Genomic DNA, 17471 nt, shown 5'->3' with positions numbered 1-17471 from the left:
TTGCTCCCTGCCTATCCTTATTGCAGCCCAGATCAGCTATACTGCCCGCCTTTCCACACACCGGGCCGTCTGAAAAATGCACACACCCGATTGCGCCATACTCGGCATGGGTTATTTGGGCAAGCCGCTGGCCGAAAAAATGTTTGAAAACGGCAGCCGCATATCGGCACTCAAGCGGCAGTCCGTCTCTGCCAACCTGCCGGTGAATCTGCACACCGCCGATTTAAACCACCCGCGGGTTTTTGAGGCGGATTTTTGGCAAACATGGGCAGACAAACCACTGTGGTTCTGCCTGCTGCCGCCCTCCGCCGTTGCCGACTATCCTGCCCTACTGGCCGGCTGGCTGCAACTTGCACGCAATTTCGGCATCAAGCACATCGTTTATGCGGGCAGCACTTCAGTTTACGGAGATGCGGCCCGCCCGTGCAGCGAACACACCGCTCCCGAACCGCAAACCGAAAGTGCCTGCAAAATCTACCGGGTTGAAAAACTGCTGCGGGAGAGCGGCATCCCCAATATTGATATTTTGCGTTTGGGCGGCCTCTATTGTGCAAAGCGCCATCCTTTACACAGCCTGCTCAAGTGCAGCAATCTTACCGGGGCACACCGGCCCGTAAATATGCTGCACCGCAACCGTGCCGTGGCAGCCCTGCACCGCGCCGCCGTTACACCCGCCGGTTTGCGGATACGCAACATCGTTGAAGCGCAACACCCGACACAATACAATTTCTACCGCACCGAAGCCGCCAAACTCGGCCTGCCCGAACCTGCATTCAACCTCGGAGACCAAAGCGGCGGTAAAACCGTATATACAGTTTATGGTGATTTCGCCGACCTATTATTGTGATACAGAGGCCGTCTGAAAAATTTATCAGATGAGTGAACCCTATAGCGCCAAGCGGCTCAGTATCTGAAACTTAAATGTGTATTAACCCATAAAAAACCACCCCGGTAAGCTGGCAGATGTCCAGCTTTTGAGGGGGTGGCTTCATTTTTCAGACGGCTTTTTTCTATTGGAATACTTTGCACTGTTGATCTACTTTTGCCCCACCGGCAAAAAAACTATCATTATCCGAACAGGCACTGTCGCTGCTTTCACATATCACGGTGATTAACGATTCGTTGATTTTGATCACGCGCAGTTCACCGCTTTTATCGAACGCAACAGCTTTCAAGGTAAATTTACCATCGTGCGCACCACGGGCGTTGCCCTGCGGGCGGATACAGAAATGCTCGGTTTCCGCATACGGCAGCGCGGGCCAAGTAGTAGAAGTTTGTTTGAATGAGCGGCGCTGCTGGTAAAAACGCTCCATGAAATGAGCATTTTGCAAAAGCACCGCACGGACATGGTTCAATCGGGCATCGCGGATATATTTTTGATAGGACGGAACGGCAATCATAACCAAGACGGACAATACCGCTACGGCAGCGAGCAACTCAATCAGCGTAAAGCCTTTTTGACTAGCGTCTTGCATAATTTTCCCTATATATTTTTGATTTATAGAAAAATTATGCTCATCCGCCATAAGGCTGTAAAGAAAAAGCGTGTGTTTTTTAGTTTTGTGTGTGATTATTTATACATATAACATGTATCGGCATGGTTTGCTGAAGCATTTCCGGCCTTAGGCTTGCATAAAGTGACCACGCCGTTGCCGTCTATCTGCATATACCGTTCCTCCCCGGGGTTGGTTGTTTTGTTTGCGTTTGCAACGATAACATAATTATCTTCTATGGGATTTGCCGCACTATTGCCGGCAGGCTCCCGATAGGAAATATCAAAATACGGATTCTTTTCAAGGGCATTTGTAATTTTTTGCCGCTCGGCTTTGTCTGCATCAGTAGAATGGTTGGGAAAGCGCTTGTTTTGCGCATAATAGCGCTCCATGATCTGCGCATTGAGCATTAAATCGGCGCGCACGTTTTCCAAGCGCGTTTGGCGGATATAGGTTTCGTAAGACGGGTAAGCGATGGTGGCCAAAATAGCCAGCGTCAGCACCACAATCATCAGCTCGACCAGCGTAAAGCCTTGTTGTTGCGTTTTCATATCGGATTGGTATCAGGTAAGTGAGTCAGCAGTTGTTTTCAAAGAGGCGGGCGTATCCTTATCCGCCTCCTAAGCCGAAATGCGTATAGTGTAAATCTTATAGATTTACCTTTTCGATTTGTAAAGTATAAATTGATTTTGCGTTCTTGGTGTGCAAAGGCGATATTTGGTATCGTAAATATACTAAGCGGAATAATTAACTTTCGAAACTGTTGTATTTTGTGTGTATAAATAAGCATCACAAGCGGGAAAATGTGTAAAATTTCCTCCCGGCCCGTGTAAAAATAAATCATAAAATATATTAAAAAATAATAATTTATGATTTATTTTTTTATGCTTTACGCTTGGCGGCACGTTTTTTTTACAGTAAACTCACGCCCGTTTTTCAGTTTGTTTTCCAAAAATATCCGTAATGGATAATGTTTACATCGAGGCATTATGGCAAAAGCGATTAAATGGATCGGGACAGCAGCCGTTGCAGTTGTATTGGGTTTTGCAGCATGGGTTTATTTCAAACCGAAAGAACAAATCAACTATCTCACCCAAACAGTAAGCCGCATCGACATCAACCAAACGGTCAATGCCACCGGCGAGATTTCGGCAGCCCAATTGGTAACGGTAGGTTCGCAGGCCTCAGGCCAAATTAAAAAGCTGCACGTTAAAATCGGACAACAGGTTAAAAAAGGCGATTTAATCGCCGAAATCGATTCAACAACACAATTAAACGAGCTAAACACCAATAAAGCCAAACTCGACACTTATCAAGCCCAACTGGTTTCTGCCGGAATCAAGCAACGCACTGCCGATAAAAAGTACAAACGCGAAAAAGCCTTATGGGCTGAAGATGCCACCTCCAAACAAGAGCTTGAAGATGCGGAAGACGCGCTGGCCGCAGCCAAAGCATCGGTAGCCGAGTTGAAATCATTAATCAGACAAACCCAAATTTCCATCAACACCTCAGAGGCCGACTTGGGCTACACCCGTATTTCGGCAACAATGGACGGCACAATAGTATCGATCCCCGTAGAAGAAGGCCAAACCGTGAACGCCAACCAAGCCACGCCCACCATTGTGCAGCTTGCCGATTTGAGCAAAATGCTGAACAAAATGCAGATTGCCGAAGGCGATGCCGGCAAGGTAAAAGCCGGCCAGGCATTAACCTTCACCATTCTTTCGCAGCCCGACAACACCCGCTCTGCCATAATCGACACAGTCGATCCGGGCTTAACCACCATGTCGCAAGGCTCCTACACCACCAGCACCGACACCACCGACACCGCGATTTACTACTATGCCCGCTCCTTAGTGTCCAATGAAGACGGCTCGCTGCACATCGGCATGACCACCGAAAACACCATCACCATCAACCAGGCAAAAAACGTTTTGAGCGTACCGAATCTGGCGGTTAAAAACCAAAAAGGCAAAAAAGTGGTGCGCGTGTTAAACGATAAAAACCAACCACAGGAGCGTGAAATCAAAACCGGCCTGAGCGACGGCACCAACACACAAGTACTCTCCGGCTTGAAAGAGGGTGAAAAAGTGATTATTTCGGAAGCAACTGCCGCCGATGCGCAAAAAGAGCTCCGGGGCGGCCCCATGGGCCCGATGTAACGGAGCCCCCTCATGAGTTTGATCGAATGCAAAAACATCAACCGTTATTTCGGCAGCGGCAACAACCGCGTACATGTGCTGAAAAACATCAGCCTGAGCATAGAAAAAGGCGACTTTGTGGCGATTATCGGCCAATCCGGCTCGGGTAAGTCCACCCTGATGAACATCATCGGCTGCCTAGACTCCGCCTCTTCAGGCTCCTACACCATAGACGGCGTGGAAACCTCCCAGATGGATGCCGACCAACTGGCCGGTTTGCGCCGCAAACGCTTCGGCTTTATCTTCCAGCGTTACAACCTGTTGAGCACGCTCAGTGCCCGCGACAATGTCGCCCTGCCTGCCGTTTACGCCGGCATGGAACACGCCGGCCGCAACCTGCGCGCCGACAAACTGCTGCACGATTTAGGCTTGGAAAACAAAGAAGGCAACAAACCCAGCGAACTTTCAGGCGGCCAACAGCAGCGCGTGAGCATCGCACGCGCATTGATGAACGGCGGCGAGATTATTTTGGCCGACGAGCCCACCGGCGCACTGGACACCCAATCGGGCGAAAACGTGATGGAGATCATCCACAGCCTGCACAAACAGGGGCATACCGTCATTTTGGTTACGCACGACCCCGGCATCGCCGCCAACGCCAACCGCGTGATTGAAATCCGCGATGGCGAAATCATTGCCGACACCAGCAAAAACACCGAAATCCCGCCCAGCAAAGTAGAAAGCGTCAAAGAAAACACCTCGTGGCTGTTTTTCAAAGACCAATTTATAGAATCATTCCGCATGTCGGTGCAGGCCCTTATGGCGCACAAAATGCGCTCGCTGTTAACCATGCTCGGCATCATCATCGGCATTGCCTCGGTAGTGTCGGTGGTGGCTTTGGGGCGCGGTTCGCAAGAGAAAATCCTGTCGGATATCAGCGCCATCGGCACCAACACCATCAGCGTTTACCCCGGGCGCGGGTTCGGAGACCGCCGCTCGGGCAGGGTGCGCACACTGACCATCGGAGATGCCCAAGCAATTGCCAAACAAAGCTATGTGGACAGCGTTACCCCTATGGTTGCCTCCAACGCCACCGTTACCTACCGCAACACCGATGCCACCGCCCAGCTTTACGGTGCGGGCGAACAATATTTCGATGTGCGCGGCATTAAAATCGAAGAAGGCCGTCTGTATGATGCCGATGATGTCAAAAACAACGCCCAAGTAGCGGTTATCGATCAAAACACCAAAAACAAACTGTTTTCAGACGGCACCAACCCCATCGGCAAAACCATTTTATTTAAAAAACGCCCGCTGCAGATTATCGGCGTAACCGAAAAAGACACAAGCGGCTTCGGAAGCAGCGAAAACCTGCAAATCTGGACACCCTACACCACCGTCATCAACCGGATAAGCGGCCAGCGCCATATCAATTCGATTACCGTCAAAATCAAAGACGAGGCAAACTCGCAGGCAGCCGAAAAAAGCCTGAACGAGCTTTTGCTCTCGCGCCACGGCGTAAAAGACTTTTTCATGCAAAACAGCGACAGCATCAAACAAACCATCGAAAGCGCCACCGGCACCATGACGCTGCTGATTTCGTCTATCGCCTTTATTTCACTGTTTGTGGGCGGCATCGGCGTGATGAACATCATGCTGGTTTCCGTAACCGAACGCACCAAAGAAATCGGCGTGCGCATGGCCATCGGCGCACGGCAGAGCAATATTCTGCAACAGTTTCTGATTGAGTCCGTGCTGATCTGCCTGATCGGCGGCTTGGCCGGCGTACTGGTTTCGTTCGGCATCAGCACCCTGTTCAACTATTTCGTTCAAGACTTCGCCATGTCGTTTTCCACGCTCTCCATCGCAGCTGCCGTAACCTGCTCCACCGTGATCGGCGTGGTATTCGGCTTTATGCCCGCCAAACGCGCCTCGCAACTGAACCCCATTGATGCTTTGGCACATGACTAATCTGCTTTCAGACGGCCTAAAGCCCGTTTAGGCCGTCTGAAAAAGGAACCTGCCCCATGAAACGCACAACATTTTTTCAGACGGCCTCAAGCATCGGCATTATGCTCGCACTGAGCGGCTGCGCCGTCAAACACACCGCCGACCCCCGCTTCACACTCGAAGCCGCCGGCAGCGTGATTTCCGCCGAAGAAACCGCCCAACGCTACAACATCAACAGCCAATGGTGGAGCATCTATAACAGCAGCCCACTCAACAGCCTGATTAACCAGGCGTTTGAAAACAACATCGACTTAAAGCAAGCCGCCGTCAGCATCAACAAAGCGCTTTATCAGGCCAATATTCTCGGTGCAGAACGGGTGCCGGGCTTTAACGGCTCGCTTGGCGCATCCGGCTCTAAAAACCTGAAAAGCGGCGCAACCGGCCAATCGTTCAGCAGCCAGCTCGGCCTGAGCTACGAAATCGACCTATGGCAGAAACTCAACGCCCAAGCCGATGCACAAATGTGGGAATACAAAGCCACCCGGCAAGACCTGGCCGCCACCCGCCTCACACTCGCCAACAACGTGGCCGATGCTTATTTCAATATCGCCTATCTCAACGAAGCCGTTGCCCTCACCGAAAAATCAGTAAAACAATACCAACACATCAACCGCATCGCCTCAGCCAAATACCGATACGGCAAAGCCGATGCCGCCGAATCGCGCCAAGCACAGCAGTCTTTATTGTCGGCACAAAACAGCCTGGTGCAGCTCAAAAACAGCCGTGAAACAACAGAAGAAACCCTGCGCAACCTGCTGAATCTCAAGCCCGGCCAAAACATGGCCGCCGAACCGCCGGGCTTCCGCCTGCCCGATGCAAAAGGCGTAGATTTGAACGTGCCCGTATCCGCCCTCGCCAACCGCCCCGACCTGCGCGCTGCCGAATACCGTTTGCAGTCTTCCCTACGCAGCGTAGATGCACAGAAACGGAGTTGGTATCCGAGCATTACCGTGGGCGCTACCGTCAGCACGTCTTCCAACAAAGCCAAAACCGCTTTCGATATTCCCTTGCTCGGCGGCTCGGTGCAGGTGAACCTGCCTTTCTTAAACTGGAAAACCCTGAAATGGGAAAACAAAACCGCCGAAGCCAACTTTGAAACCGCACGGTTGAATTTCGAGCAAACACTCACCACCGCCCTGAACGAAGTGTTCGGCAACTACCAAAAATACGCACGCGCCGAAGAAAGCTTAAAAAACCAGCGCCAAAAATACGCGCTCGACCAAAAAAACAGCCGCTATTACGAAGTGCGCTACCAACACGGCAAAAACGAACTGAAAGACTGGCTTGACGCACTCAACACTGAATACAGCTCCGCCCAAAGCCTGCTAAGCCAACGTTACGAAGTACTGAAATATGAAAACATGGTGTATAAAACCATGGCCGGACGCTACACACTAAAAGATGGAAGATGAACCTGCCGTCTGCCCGATCACCGGCTTAGACAGTTTAATCAAGCGGCTTCCAAGGGATGAACCCTGCATCGAATAGGGGTTCCTGTTGTAGAAAATCCCAGCCTGTTTACAGTATCCCAAAGAAAATACTATATGAACATCCATAAAAACACCCATAAAAACACTCGGTTCACTCCACATAATTACCAAGCTATTTGACATGTTCATACCCAAAACAAAATCAGTATGACCCACTGTCCAAGCCATAAAACATCAGCATAATCACCCCATTTAACACATATTAAAAGCTGCCCGGTTGCAACTACTCATCCCTCAGAAAAGCACTAACAACCGCTTTAAGCAAATAAAATACGGTATAAAGTGTTTGACCAAGCGGGATCGGGAAATCAAGGGGAACTCAGGGAAAAAGCCAAGCACTATAACAAGTTTTACCCTGGTGAAACGGTGCATATCAATATCAAACGACTGCCGTTGCTGCAAAGCTAAAAAACAGTCAATCAATGGGATTATCTATTTGTTGCCATTTAAGATTTCCCACGCGAATTGCATTATTCATTTTGCCTGCTCCTACCACAAGTACCGTCAAGCTTCTGCTGTGCAACGTGGTTAACTGCTTCGATACGATAGAGTACGTTTATTCCGATTAATGATGTTGAGTACAAAGGTGGTACCAATTACCGTTCAGCAATGCACATACTTTAGAAAGCATATAAGCTGTACAGATATCCTGATTTCTTACCCAACACTGGCTGCTCTGCCCGTTCGGTCATCGTTTCCCGCAAAGCGTCCAAACCCAGATTTTCGGTAACTGAAACACTCACCGCCACCACCCTACCCTGTTTGTCGCGCAATATGCCGGCAGGGCGTTGGCTGTCGGGCAATAGATCTATTTTGTTATACACCACCAGCTGCGGTATTTCATGGGCGCCGATTTCTTCGAGTACGGCATTCACAGCGTCCATCTGCCGCTCGAAATCAGGGTGGGCCGCATCGACAACGTGCAACAGCACATCGGCCAATGCGGTTTCCTCAAGCGTGGCCGAAAAAGCCGACACCAGCTTGTGCGGCAAATCGCGCACAAAACCTACCGTGTCGGTGAGAACCACGCTGGTTTGGTGGTTGAGATACAGACGGCGGGCGGTGGTGTCGAGTGTGGCGAAAAGCTGGTCTTTCGCCAATACATCGGCTTTGGTCAGCCGGTTGAACAGGCTGGACTTGCCGGCATTGGTGTAACCCACCAGCGCAAAAGTTTTGATATTGCCCTGCATGCGCGCTTTGCGGCGGGTGGCGCGCTGCTTCTGGACATTGCATAACTGCTTTTTCAGCGCGGTGATTTTTTGGCTGATGAAGCGGCGGTCGGTTTCAAGCCGGGTTTCGCCCGGCCCTTTCAGGCCGATACCGCCTTTTTGGCTTTTCAGATGGCCGTAGCCGCGCACCAAGCGTCCGCTCAGGTGGCTGAGCTGCGCCAGCTCTACCTGCAGTTTGCCTTCCTGCGACTGTGCGCGTTTGGCAAAAATCGCCAGAATCAGGCCCACACGGTCGAGCACGCGGCATTGCAGTGCCTGCTCCAAATTGCGCTCCTGCGTGGGGCTGAGTTCGTGGTTGAACACCACCAGCTCGATATTGTGCCGCCGCACGGCTTCGGCCAGCTCTTGTGCCTTGCCGGTTCCCACAAATAAAGCAGTGTGCGCTTTGCTGCGCCTGGCGGTTTCGGTGCACACCAAATCGCCGCCTGCGGCCCTCACCAGCTCTGCTGCTTCGTTTAAGGCCGTCTGAAACGCTTGAATGCGCAACTCGTTGGCACCGGTATAGCCGGCTTCGAGCATCACGCCCGCCAACATCACGCGCTCGGGATTTTCAAGGGATTTGTCGATTTGAAACAGGGTGGGTTTGCTCACGGCGCAGGCTCCATCGGGCGGTTTTTTCAGACGGCCTGGAAGCTAGGCCGTTCTCGGCACTTTGTTAAACAGCCGGTAAAAATTTTCGGTGGTGGTTTCGGCGATGCGCTCCGGCGTTTCACCGCGCAGCTGCGCCACGAAATCGGCGGTATGTTTCACATAGGCCGGCTCATTGGGTTTGCCGCGCTTGGGCACGGGAGCAAGAAACGGCGCATCGGTTTCGAGCAAGATGCGGTCGGCGGGCACATATTTGGCCGACGCCTGAATATCGGGAGCGTTTTTAAAGGTAACGATGCCGGAAAACGAAATATAAAAGCCCAAATCCAGTGCGGCTTTGGCCACTTCAACGTTTTCGGTAAAGCAATGGATAACGCCCGCATGCGCCTGATGTTCGCGCAACAGGCGCATGGTGTCGGCAGCCGCATCGCGGGTATGCACCACCAGCGGCAGGCCGCTTTGGTTGGCGGCAAGGATATGGCAGGCAAAACGCCGGTGCTGCCAGGCCAAATCGCCTTTGCACCAATGGTAATCCAAGCCGGTTTCGCCGATGCCGGCAACTTTCGGGTGTTGCGCATGGCGCACCAGTTCTTCAAGCGTAAATTCTTCGGCGTCTTCCCGGTCGGGGTGTATGCCCACAGTGGCAAAAATATGGGCGTTGGCCTCGGCAATCGCCAACACTTCGGCAAAACTCTGTTTGCTCACGCTGATGGCCAGTGCCTGTCTGACTTGGTTTTCCGCCATATTGGCAAACACTTCGGGCAGGCGGCTGCTTAAGCTGTCGAAATTGAGATGGCAGTGGGAATCGATTAAATACATGATATTGTTTGCTGTATTTGGATAAATTTAAGCCGCTTTGGCGGGTTCGCGTTATTTCTGTTACGGCATTGCTGCGTTTCAGCACAAAGAGAACGATCGCGTAAGCCGACCGGGCGGCAGCAGAACCGATTTTATGCTGTCCGTACTGCCCTGTGCAATTGCAGATGAAATGCCCGTGGGCGGCACAGAGCCGGTTTCATGCTGCCCGTACTGCCTGCCTCCCTGCGCTGAAAAACGATACCAACCCTATAACAGTGCCAAAATCCAAAAACCGTCTGAAAAAACATAGGGCTGCCGAACAGCGCATTTTTTCAGACGGCACCAAGCCTTTGCAAAAATACCCTGAGTGCCGTCTGAAATGCTTAACTCCCCTCATCCCCGCGCGGGTGGGAATCCGGCCTTAAAGCCATCAATTATTTTATTTCAATGATTTAAAAAACACACGGATTCCCGCTTACGCAGGAATAACGATGGTTGAATATTTCAGACGGCCTAAATGAATTTACCAAGATCTCTCGGCCTTTGAATATTCGGTTATTCGTAATAAGTGAATTTCGCCCGCTTCACATGGCAGAGCAGTTCGTAGGCAATGGTGCCGGCGGCCTTGGCCACTTCGTTTACGTTTACCGTATCGCCCCACAGTTCGACTTCGCTGCCTATGCCCTCTTGCGACACATCCAGCTCCACCGTCATCATATCCATCGACACACGGCCGATCACCCGGCTGCGGTGGCTGCCGATGGCAACAGGCGTGCCGCTGGGAGCGTGGCGCGGATAACCGTCTGCATAACCGCAGGCAATCAAGCCCACGCGGGTGGATTTTTCGGTATAAAACGCCGCGCCGTAGCCCACCGGCGAGTGCGGCTGTAACACCCGCTCGCCAAACACACGCGTACTCAGCCGCATCACAGGCTTCAAGCGGCTGTCGGCGTGGCCGAGCGGGCAGGCACCGTAAAGCGCAATGCCCGCCCTGCCCCAGTCGCGGCGGGCGGCGGGATAGCGCAGCATGGCGGCAGAGTTGGCCAGGCTCTCTTCCCCTTCCAACCCCCCGCAGCCTGAATCAAATGCCTCCATCTGCATTGCGGTCATGGCGTCATCCACTTCGTCTGCGCAGGAAAAATGGCTGAATTTCACAATACTTTCAATATTTTGACTCTGCTTCAATGCGGTGTAGGCGGCTGCATAATTGTGCGGAAAAAAGCCCGAACGATGCATACCCGAATCCATTTTCAGCCACACTTTCACAGGCTGCTGCCATTGGTGGTGCAGCAGGGCTTCAAGCTGCCATTGACTGCACACGGCAGGCCACAGGCGGTAGTGGTCGGCCGGCCGGTATTCTCCGGCCTCAAACACGCCTCCCAGCAGCAGAATCGGGTTTTCAATGCCGTGTTCGCGCAACTGCACCGCCTCTTCCACGCTTGCCACGGCAAAACCATCGGCCATATCGGCCAGCGCGTGCGCACACCGCACCGCGCCGTGGCCGTAGGCATCGGCTTTCACCACCGCCAACAGTTTGCCGCCGTGGATATTTTTCAATATGCGGTAATTGTGGCGCAGGTTTTCAAGGCGGATTTGGGCGTTTAACGGGCGCATTTTTTGAAATATCCTCTACGGCAGGGTTGGCAGAATCGGTTAAAGGCCGTCTGAAAACGCAGTTTCCGAAGGGAAACAAGTTTCTGCGGAGCTAAAACGCAGTTTCCGAAGGGAAACAAGTTTCTGCGGAGCTAAAACGCAGTTTCCGGAAGGAAACAAGTTTCTGCGGAGCCAAAACGGCGTTTTTCAGACGGCCTGTTTGAAAAAAGAATTATAGGCCGATTGGTGCGGTTTTTAAATATATGCCGGTATCGAAAGCGTTAGTCTTTCAAGCGCAATTCGGCCGCGCGCGCGTGGGCGGTGAGCATTTCACCGTGCGCCAGCGTGGCGGCGGTTTTGCCGAGCTTTTGCGCCCCCGCTTCAGAAACCTGAATCAGGCTGGAGCGTTTTTGGAAATCATAGGTGCCCAACGGCGAGGAAAAACGGGCGGTTCGGCTGGTGGGCAGCACATGGTTGGGGCCGGCGCAATAATCACCCAAGCTCTCGCTGGTGTAGCTGCCCATGAAAATCGCGCCGGCGTGGCGGATTTTTTGCGCCCATTGCTGCGGGTTTTCTACTGATAATTCCAAATGCTCGGGCGCGATATAGTTGGCGATTTCGCAGGCTTCGTTTAAATCTTCCGCCAGAATAAACGCCCCACGGTTGCGCAGCGAGGCCTCGATAATGGCGCGGCGGGGCATTTCGCCAATCAGCCTGTTCATAGCCGTCTGAACATCATCGAGATAGGCTTGCGAAGTGGCAATCAGAATGGCTTGGGCGATTTCATCGTGTTCGGCTTGGCTGAACAAATCGATCGCCACCCAATCGGCAGGCGTGCTGCCGTCTGCAATCACCAGAATTTCAGACGGCCCGGCCACCATGTCGATGCCCACCACGCCGAACACGCGGCGTTTGGCGGCGGCCACAAAGGCATTGCCCGGGCCGGTGATTTTATCGACTTGAGGCACGGTTTCGGTGCCGTAAGCCAGCGCGGCCACTGCCTGCGCGCCGCCGATGGTAAACACTTTGGTTACGCCGGCAATATAAGCCGCCGCCAACACGATGTCGTTGCGCCCGCCTTTCGGGGTCGGCACCACCATAATGATTTCCTGCACGCCGGCTACATGCGCCGGCATGGCGTTCATAATCACCGAGCTGGGATAGGCCGCCTTGCCGCCGGGCACATAAATGCCAACCCGGTCGAGCGCGGTAATTTGCTGGCCGAGCAGCGTGCCGTCTGCATCGGTGTAGGTCCACGATTCCAGTTTTTGGCGCAGGTGGTAACGTTCTACGCGCTCGGCTGCGGTTTTCAAGGCCGTCTGAACATCGGCGGGCAAACGCTCGAATGCGTTTTGCAACTCGGCTTGGGTGAGCGTTAAATCGGCCATGCTTTGCGCCGCCATGCCGTCAAAGCGGTTGGTGTATTCAACCACGGCCGCATCGCCGCGTTGCTGCACATCGGCGCAGATGCCGGCTACGATTTGGTCGATTTTCGGATCCTGCGCGGTTTCAAAAGCCAGCAGTGCTTTGAGTTCGGCTTGGAAATCTGGGGATTGGGTGTTGAGGTGTTTCACGGTTTCACTCTTTCGTGTTTTAAAATTTCAGCGCAAGTTTTTCAGACGGCCCGTGTTAATGCGAAGCTGCCGTCCAGCAAGGTTTTAACGGTGGCTTCATTTACCGAACCATCGAGCCGCACGCTCAGCCAGTGCGTTTTGTTCATGTGGTAGGCGGGCAGAAAACCCGTCTGCACGCGCAGGAGCTGCACCAAATCGGGCGCGGCTTTGATATTGGCCAACGGCACATTTGCGCTGCCTGCCAAGCCGAGTTTGGCGGCGGGCACATCCATTAAAACCGCATACCATCTGCCGTTGCCCGTGTGGCGGAGCACAGCATAATCGGGATGCCTCCGCCACGGATATTCGGGTACGGTAAGGTAGTGTTGGGCAGCATAATCGAGCAGGGTTCGGCGGCTCATTGCGCGTGTTCCTTGCGGTTTTCAGACGGCCTTATACGACAGGCCGTCTGAAATCATCTTTTCAACAAGCCTTTTCCCCGCAAAAAAACCAGCATATGCGGGCGCACGGGGTTGCCTAAAGTTTTCGCCAGCGACTGCTTCCACGGCACGGTTTTGCCTTTGCGCCGCACATAATAATCCGCCACCGCCTGATTATAGCTTTCAACTGCTTCGGCGTTCAGCGCCGGGCAGGCGTTTTCGGCATATACCATGGCTTTGGGCAGGCGCGGTTTAAACGGCGGATCTTGGTCTGGATAGCCCAGGCACAGGCCGATCAGCGGAATGCAGTATTCGGGCAGGTTTAATATGTCCGACACTTTTTGCGCATCGTTGCGCAGCGCGCCGATATACACGCCGCTCAGCCCCAACGATTCGGCAGCGAGCAGCACGTTTTGCGCCAAAATGCCGGCATCAACTGCGCCGATGAGGCTGATTTCCGCCCAATCGAGCTGGGCATCGGGAAAGATTTGCCTGTGCTTGGAAAAGTCGATGCAGAACAGCAGAAATTCGGCGCAATCAACAATATACGGCGCGCTGCCGGCGGCCTCGCGTATGCCCTGTCTCAAGGCGGGGTCGGAAACGCGGATAATGGAAACACATTGCAGATTGTTGGAAGTAGAAGCCTGCTGCCCGGCGCGGACCAGCGTGTCGAGTATTTCGTCAGAAACCGGCTGTTGCGTAAATTGGCGGATAGAGCGGTGGGCAAAAATGGTTTCTAAAGTGGGTTTGCTCTTCAGCATGGGCGGCCTTTGAGGTTGGGAGTTTTCAGACGGCATCAATCTTTGCTGACAAAGCGTTTATTGACGCGCACCCGTTCGCCCCTGCCGGCTTTTTTGATTTCCAGCCAGTCGCTGTAAATGGCGTGTATCAGGGCACGGTCGGTATCGAAGCCGTATTGGTGCGGGTTCACGGCGGGAGCAAGCTGCTTGAGCACATCACCCAACCGCGCCCAGCCGCCCTCGTCTGCCGCCGCGTCCACAGCCTGCTGCACCACCGGAATCAGCTTGGTAAAGGTGGGTTTGCCGCTGCTTTTGGGCTTGGCGGCATTTTCTGCGGCGGCAGGCTCCTCCGGCGGCGTTTCAGACGGCATGGTTTTAGACGGTACACCGGTTTGCGGCACCCGCGCCTTACGGGCGGGTTTGCGCCCGGGGGCAGGCGGAGTATCGGGCTTGGCGGCTTCGGCCGGGGCATTGCCCGGCTGCGCAGCCTTGTTGCCGCGTGCAGTTTCGCCGGTTTCGCCCGGGCGGGGTTCGTGCTGCCCGTTTTCAGACGGCCTGCCGTTTTTTTCGGCAACGGTGCGGCGCCGCACTTGGATTTGGTTGTTGTCGGTGCGCCATTCAAAAATATCGAACGATTTGATTAATTCGGAAAGCTTGCTGAAGCCGTAAAGGCGCGGGTCGAAATCGGGGTTGATTTTGTTGAGGTAGCTGCCGATGGGGCCGAGGTTGGCCCAGCCCAAATCATCGGCGTTTTCGCGCACCGCGCGTTTGATGAGCGTGGCGGCATCGGGCGCAGACGGGCCGGCTTCGGCAGCAGGTTTGGCTTTGCCGCTGCTTTTGTTTTTATCGGCACCGTTTTTTTCGGGGCGGAAGATTTCGGTGTGGATGAATTTGTCGCAGGCCTTGCGGAAGGCTTCGGGGGTTTTCTTTTCGCCAAAACCGTAAACGGTAAGGCCGCTTTCGCGCAGACGGCTGGCCAGGCGGGTGAAGTCGCTGTCGCTGGACACGATGCAGAAACCGTCAAAATTACCGCTGTAGAGCAGATCCATCGCATCGATAACCAGCGCCATATCGGTGGCGTTTTTGCCTTTGGTATAGGCAAACTGCTGCACGGGAATGATGGCGTGCGGCAGCAGGGCGGCCTTCCATTTGTTGAGGCCGTGGCTCCAGTCGCCATAGATGCGCTTGACGCTGGCGATGCCGTATTTGGCGATTTCTTCCAACAGGCGGTCGATGATGTCGGCGGGGGCGTTGTCGGCATCGATTAAAACGGCGAGTTTTTTGTCGGCAATATTCATGGTTTGTTCTTCTTTTAGGTTATCTTTGTCGGTTGTCTTTTTCAGACGGCCTCTGCGCCAACGGTGTCTGCAAAGGCATCGATTACCGGCCGGATAAGCGCATATTTCACCTTCAGCGCCGCCTTGTTCACCACCAAGCAGCTGGAAATATCGCAAATATGCTCCACCGCCTCGAGGTTGTTGGCTTTCAGCGTGCCTCCGCTGGAAACCAGATCGACAATGGCATCGCTCAGCCCCACCAGCGGGGCAAGCTCCATCGAGCCGTAGAGTTTGATGATGTCCACATGCACACCTTTAGCGGCAAAATGTTCGGCAGCAATATCGGGATATTTGGTAGCCACCCGCAGGCGGCAGCCGGGTTGCGAGGCTGCGGCGTAATCAAAGCCGCGGGGCACAGCCACCATCATACGGCATTTGGCAATCTGCAAATCCAACGGTTGATAAAGGCCGCTGCCGCCGTGTTCGATCAATACGTCTTTGCCGCCAATACCGAAATCGGCCGCACCATACTGAACATAAGTGGGCACATCGCCTGCGCGCACAATCACCAGGCGGATATTGGCGCGGTTGGTTTCGATAACCAGCTTGCGCGATTTGGCCGGATCTTCTGCAGGCGTGATGCCTGCGGCGGCCAAAAGCGGCAGGGTTTCTTCAAAAATACGGCCTTTCGATAAGGCGATGGTCAATTGGTTTGCCTGCATGTTTCGAAAACTCATAGGTGAGATTATGCAAGCCGTCTGAAACTGTTTTCAGACGGCTTGATTCAAAAGGCTAAGATTTTAACAAGAGGCGGATATCGTCTGCAATCTGCTGCGCCGTATTGCCGTAAGGCTCAAACACGGCCACTTCCGAATTTTTATCAAGCAGATAAGTGCCCGCAGAGTGATCCACCAGATAAACCTTGTCGGACTGCTGCTGCTCCTTAGACGAAACCACCCGGTATTGCTGCTTGACCAGCGGCAAATCCTGCCCGCCAACAGCCGTCAGGCCGATAAAGCCGGGGTTGAACTGGCGCACATATTTTCCTATCAGCTCCGGAGTGTCGCGCTCCGGATCTACACTCACAAACACCACCGCCACATCATCTGCATCACTGCCGAGCTGTTTGAGTGCATCGCTGTATGTCAGCAATTCGGTCGGGCACACATCGGGGCAATGGGTGTAGCCGAACGACAAAATCACGGCTTTCCCTTTCAAGCTGCTCAGGCTGAAAGGTTTGCCGCTGCCGTCAGTGAGCGTGAAATCGCCGCCGATATCTTCTTTACGCATATCCATGCCGTGCAAACCGGCAGCCGCAACAGCTGCCTCCGATGCAGGTGCCGAAGCCGAAGGCACAGCTTCCTGCGGCTTACAGCCCGGCAGCGCAAGCGGCGCAGCCAACGCCAACAACAGATAAAAATAACCCGGTTTCAACATGCCGCCCTCCTTGAAATAACATAAAACGGGGATATTATCTTAACGCCAAACAGGCCGTATGAAAACCTTTCAGACGGCCTGAGCAAATTTATTATGCCGCCCCACCCCCTCCCCGCAAAAGCAGCGCCTGCTCCTACTGCATCCCACCCTCACCGGTTCAGACTGTTTCCACGCCCCTACCGAAACCGAAACCGCCCGCCGGATAACCACCGGCACCGCAGCCCTCCAAACCCTACCCACCCGGCAACTTCGGCATTACAGACCCTGCTTCAAGCAAAGAATAATTTAATCGGCACACGATTGAATACCCCCAACAACGCCATACACACATCCAAGCAAAGCCGCAACTCACACACACTTCTAAAAATTTTCATTTAATATTATTTACTTACAACAAAGAAAAAAACTATTTACAAAAAATCAGGCTGCCGTACTTTACAATATTTTTTTTAATACTATAATAAGCAATCTTACACCTGCCCAGGTGGCGAAATTGGTAGACGCAGGGGACTCAAAATCCCCCGCCGAAAGGTGTGTCGGTTCGAGTCCGACCCTGGGCACCACAAACCGCTTTCCAGCGGTTGTTTTTTGTCCGATATTATCCAAACAAACCAATCAAGCCATTATATTTAAAAGGTTTTCTTCCATCTTCGGTTTGCTTTTTCACCCAATTTCACCCCGT

At 53.2% G+C, this 17471-nt stretch carries 15 protein-coding genes and 1 tRNA gene; 5 read left to right on the top strand and 11 right to left on the bottom strand.

Annotation, left to right across the window (positions count from 1 at the left end):
• Nucleotides 1-76: 76 nt before the first annotated feature.
• Nucleotides 77-847, top strand: a complete 771-nt coding sequence (locus IR141_RS00080) for an SDR family NAD(P)-dependent oxidoreductase (RefSeq protein WP_167742946.1) — start codon at nt 77-79, stop codon at nt 845-847.
• A gap of 163 nt (nt 848-1010) precedes the next feature.
• Here the strand turns inward: IR141_RS00080 and IR141_RS00075 are convergent, their stop codons facing one another.
• Nucleotides 1011-1475, bottom strand: a complete 465-nt coding sequence (locus tag IR141_RS00075; RefSeq protein WP_135033740.1) for a type IV pilin protein — start codon at nt 1473-1475, stop codon at nt 1011-1013.
• Nucleotides 1476-1570: 95 nt separating this feature from the next.
• On the bottom strand, nt 1571-2044 hold the full coding sequence (locus IR141_RS00070; protein ID WP_135033614.1) for a type IV pilin protein: 474 nt from the start codon (nt 2042-2044) through the stop codon (nt 1571-1573).
• Between the two features lie 438 nt (nt 2045-2482).
• On the opposite strand from IR141_RS00070, the gene IR141_RS00065 reads away from it, so the two are divergent.
• Genes IR141_RS00065 through IR141_RS00055 form a run of 3 tightly spaced genes read left to right on the top strand, consistent with a single transcriptional unit; the run spans nt 2483 to nt 7056 of the window.
• Nucleotides 2483-3655: an efflux RND transporter periplasmic adaptor subunit gene (locus IR141_RS00065; protein ID WP_135033612.1), complete on the top strand. Its 1173-nt coding sequence runs from the start codon at nt 2483-2485 to the stop codon at nt 3653-3655.
• Between the two features lie 12 nt (nt 3656-3667).
• The gene (locus IR141_RS00060) at nt 3668-5605 is read left to right on the top strand and encodes a MacB family efflux pump subunit (RefSeq protein ID WP_135033610.1); all 1938 of its coding nucleotides are present in this window, start codon (nt 3668-3670) and stop codon (nt 5603-5605) included.
• Nucleotides 5606-5661: 56 nt separating this feature from the next.
• Nucleotides 5662-7056 carry a TolC family protein gene (locus IR141_RS00055; RefSeq protein WP_135033608.1) on the top strand — a complete coding sequence of 465 codons (1395 nt, stop codon included), beginning with the start codon at nt 5662-5664 and terminating at the stop codon, nt 7054-7056.
• A 698-nt stretch (nt 7057-7754) separates the two neighbouring features.
• On the opposite strand, the gene hflX is transcribed toward IR141_RS00055, so the two are convergent.
• From hflX to IR141_RS00010, 9 genes are all read right to left on the bottom strand, one after another.
• Nucleotides 7755-8954, bottom strand: a complete 1200-nt coding sequence (hflX, locus tag IR141_RS00050) for a GTPase HflX (RefSeq protein WP_135033606.1) — start codon at nt 8952-8954, stop codon at nt 7755-7757.
• A gap of 42 nt (nt 8955-8996) precedes the next feature.
• Nucleotides 8997-9770, bottom strand: coding sequence for a TatD family hydrolase (locus tag IR141_RS00045; protein WP_135033604.1), 774 nt, complete (start codon nt 9768-9770; stop codon nt 8997-8999).
• A gap of 534 nt (nt 9771-10304) precedes the next feature.
• Complete coding sequence (gene alr, locus IR141_RS00040) at nt 10305-11363, bottom strand: alanine racemase (RefSeq protein WP_135033603.1); 1059 nt, start codon at nt 11361-11363, stop codon at nt 10305-10307.
• Between the two features lie 260 nt (nt 11364-11623).
• Nucleotides 11624-12916 carry a histidinol dehydrogenase gene (gene hisD / locus IR141_RS00035; protein WP_135033602.1) on the bottom strand — a complete coding sequence of 431 codons (1293 nt, stop codon included), beginning with the start codon at nt 12914-12916 and terminating at the stop codon, nt 11624-11626.
• A gap of 41 nt (nt 12917-12957) precedes the next feature.
• Nucleotides 12958-13317 (bottom strand): MmcQ/YjbR family DNA-binding protein, encoded by a 360-nt coding sequence (locus IR141_RS00030; protein WP_135033601.1) that lies wholly within the window; start codon nt 13315-13317, stop codon nt 12958-12960.
• A 53-nt stretch (nt 13318-13370) separates the two neighbouring features.
• The gene (nfsA, locus tag IR141_RS00025) at nt 13371-14096 is read right to left on the bottom strand and encodes an oxygen-insensitive NADPH nitroreductase (protein ID WP_135033600.1); all 726 of its coding nucleotides are present in this window, start codon (nt 14094-14096) and stop codon (nt 13371-13373) included.
• Between the two features lie 35 nt (nt 14097-14131).
• Complete coding sequence (locus tag IR141_RS00020; RefSeq protein ID WP_135033599.1) at nt 14132-15373, bottom strand: NYN domain-containing protein; 1242 nt, start codon at nt 15371-15373, stop codon at nt 14132-14134.
• Nucleotides 15374-15414: 41 nt separating this feature from the next.
• A complete protein-coding gene (gene hisG, locus IR141_RS00015) occupies nt 15415-16074 on the bottom strand; it encodes an ATP phosphoribosyltransferase (RefSeq protein WP_135033738.1) in 660 nt (219 codons plus the stop codon).
• A gap of 70 nt (nt 16075-16144) precedes the next feature.
• A complete protein-coding gene (locus tag IR141_RS00010; RefSeq protein WP_135033598.1) occupies nt 16145-16789 on the bottom strand; it encodes an SCO family protein in 645 nt (214 codons plus the stop codon).
• 478 nt (nt 16790-17267) lie between these two features.
• Between IR141_RS00010 and IR141_RS00005 the strand changes: the two genes are divergently transcribed.
• Nucleotides 17268-17352 (top strand) — tRNA-Leu (locus tag IR141_RS00005).
• The last annotated feature ends 119 nt before the right edge of the window (nt 17353-17471 follow it).

It is taken from the genome of Neisseria sp. 19428wB4_WF04 (genome assembly GCF_015235335.1).
Classification (GTDB): Bacteria; Pseudomonadota; Gammaproteobacteria; order Burkholderiales; family Neisseriaceae; genus Neisseria; species Neisseria musculi.
Note: the sequence above shows the minus strand (reverse complement) of the source record. Positions and strands in the feature narration are given on the sequence as shown.

Excerpts from the sequence above, each read along its gene's own strand:
- hisG (WP_135033738.1), bottom strand. The coding sequence starts at position 16,074 with ATGCAGGCAAACCAATTGACCATCGCCTTATCGAAAGGCCGTATTTTT.
- IR141_RS00045 (WP_135033604.1), bottom strand. The coding sequence starts at position 9,770 with ATGTATTTAATCGATTCCCACTGCCATCTCAATTTCGACAGCTTAAGC.
- IR141_RS00075 (WP_135033740.1), bottom strand. The coding sequence starts at position 1,475 with ATGCAAGACGCTAGTCAAAAAGGCTTTACGCTGATTGAGTTGCTCGCT.
- IR141_RS00080 (WP_167742946.1), top strand. The coding sequence starts at position 77 with ATGCACACACCCGATTGCGCCATACTCGGCATGGGTTATTTGGGCAAG.
- IR141_RS00060 (WP_135033610.1), top strand. The coding sequence starts at position 3,668 with ATGAGTTTGATCGAATGCAAAAACATCAACCGTTATTTCGGCAGCGGC.
- IR141_RS00030 (WP_135033601.1), bottom strand. The coding sequence starts at position 13,317 with ATGAGCCGCCGAACCCTGCTCGATTATGCTGCCCAACACTACCTTACC.
- IR141_RS00010 (WP_135033598.1), bottom strand. The coding sequence starts at position 16,789 with ATGTTGAAACCGGGTTATTTTTATCTGTTGTTGGCGTTGGCTGCGCCG.
- nfsA (WP_135033600.1), bottom strand. The coding sequence starts at position 14,096 with ATGCTGAAGAGCAAACCCACTTTAGAAACCATTTTTGCCCACCGCTCT.
- alr (WP_135033603.1), bottom strand. The coding sequence starts at position 11,363 with ATGCGCCCGTTAAACGCCCAAATCCGCCTTGAAAACCTGCGCCACAAT.
- IR141_RS00020 (WP_135033599.1), bottom strand. The coding sequence starts at position 15,373 with ATGAATATTGCCGACAAAAAACTCGCCGTTTTAATCGATGCCGACAAC.
- IR141_RS00065 (WP_135033612.1), top strand. The coding sequence starts at position 2,483 with ATGGCAAAAGCGATTAAATGGATCGGGACAGCAGCCGTTGCAGTTGTA.
- IR141_RS00055 (WP_135033608.1), top strand. The coding sequence starts at position 5,662 with ATGAAACGCACAACATTTTTTCAGACGGCCTCAAGCATCGGCATTATG.
- IR141_RS00070 (WP_135033614.1), bottom strand. The coding sequence starts at position 2,044 with ATGAAAACGCAACAACAAGGCTTTACGCTGGTCGAGCTGATGATTGTG.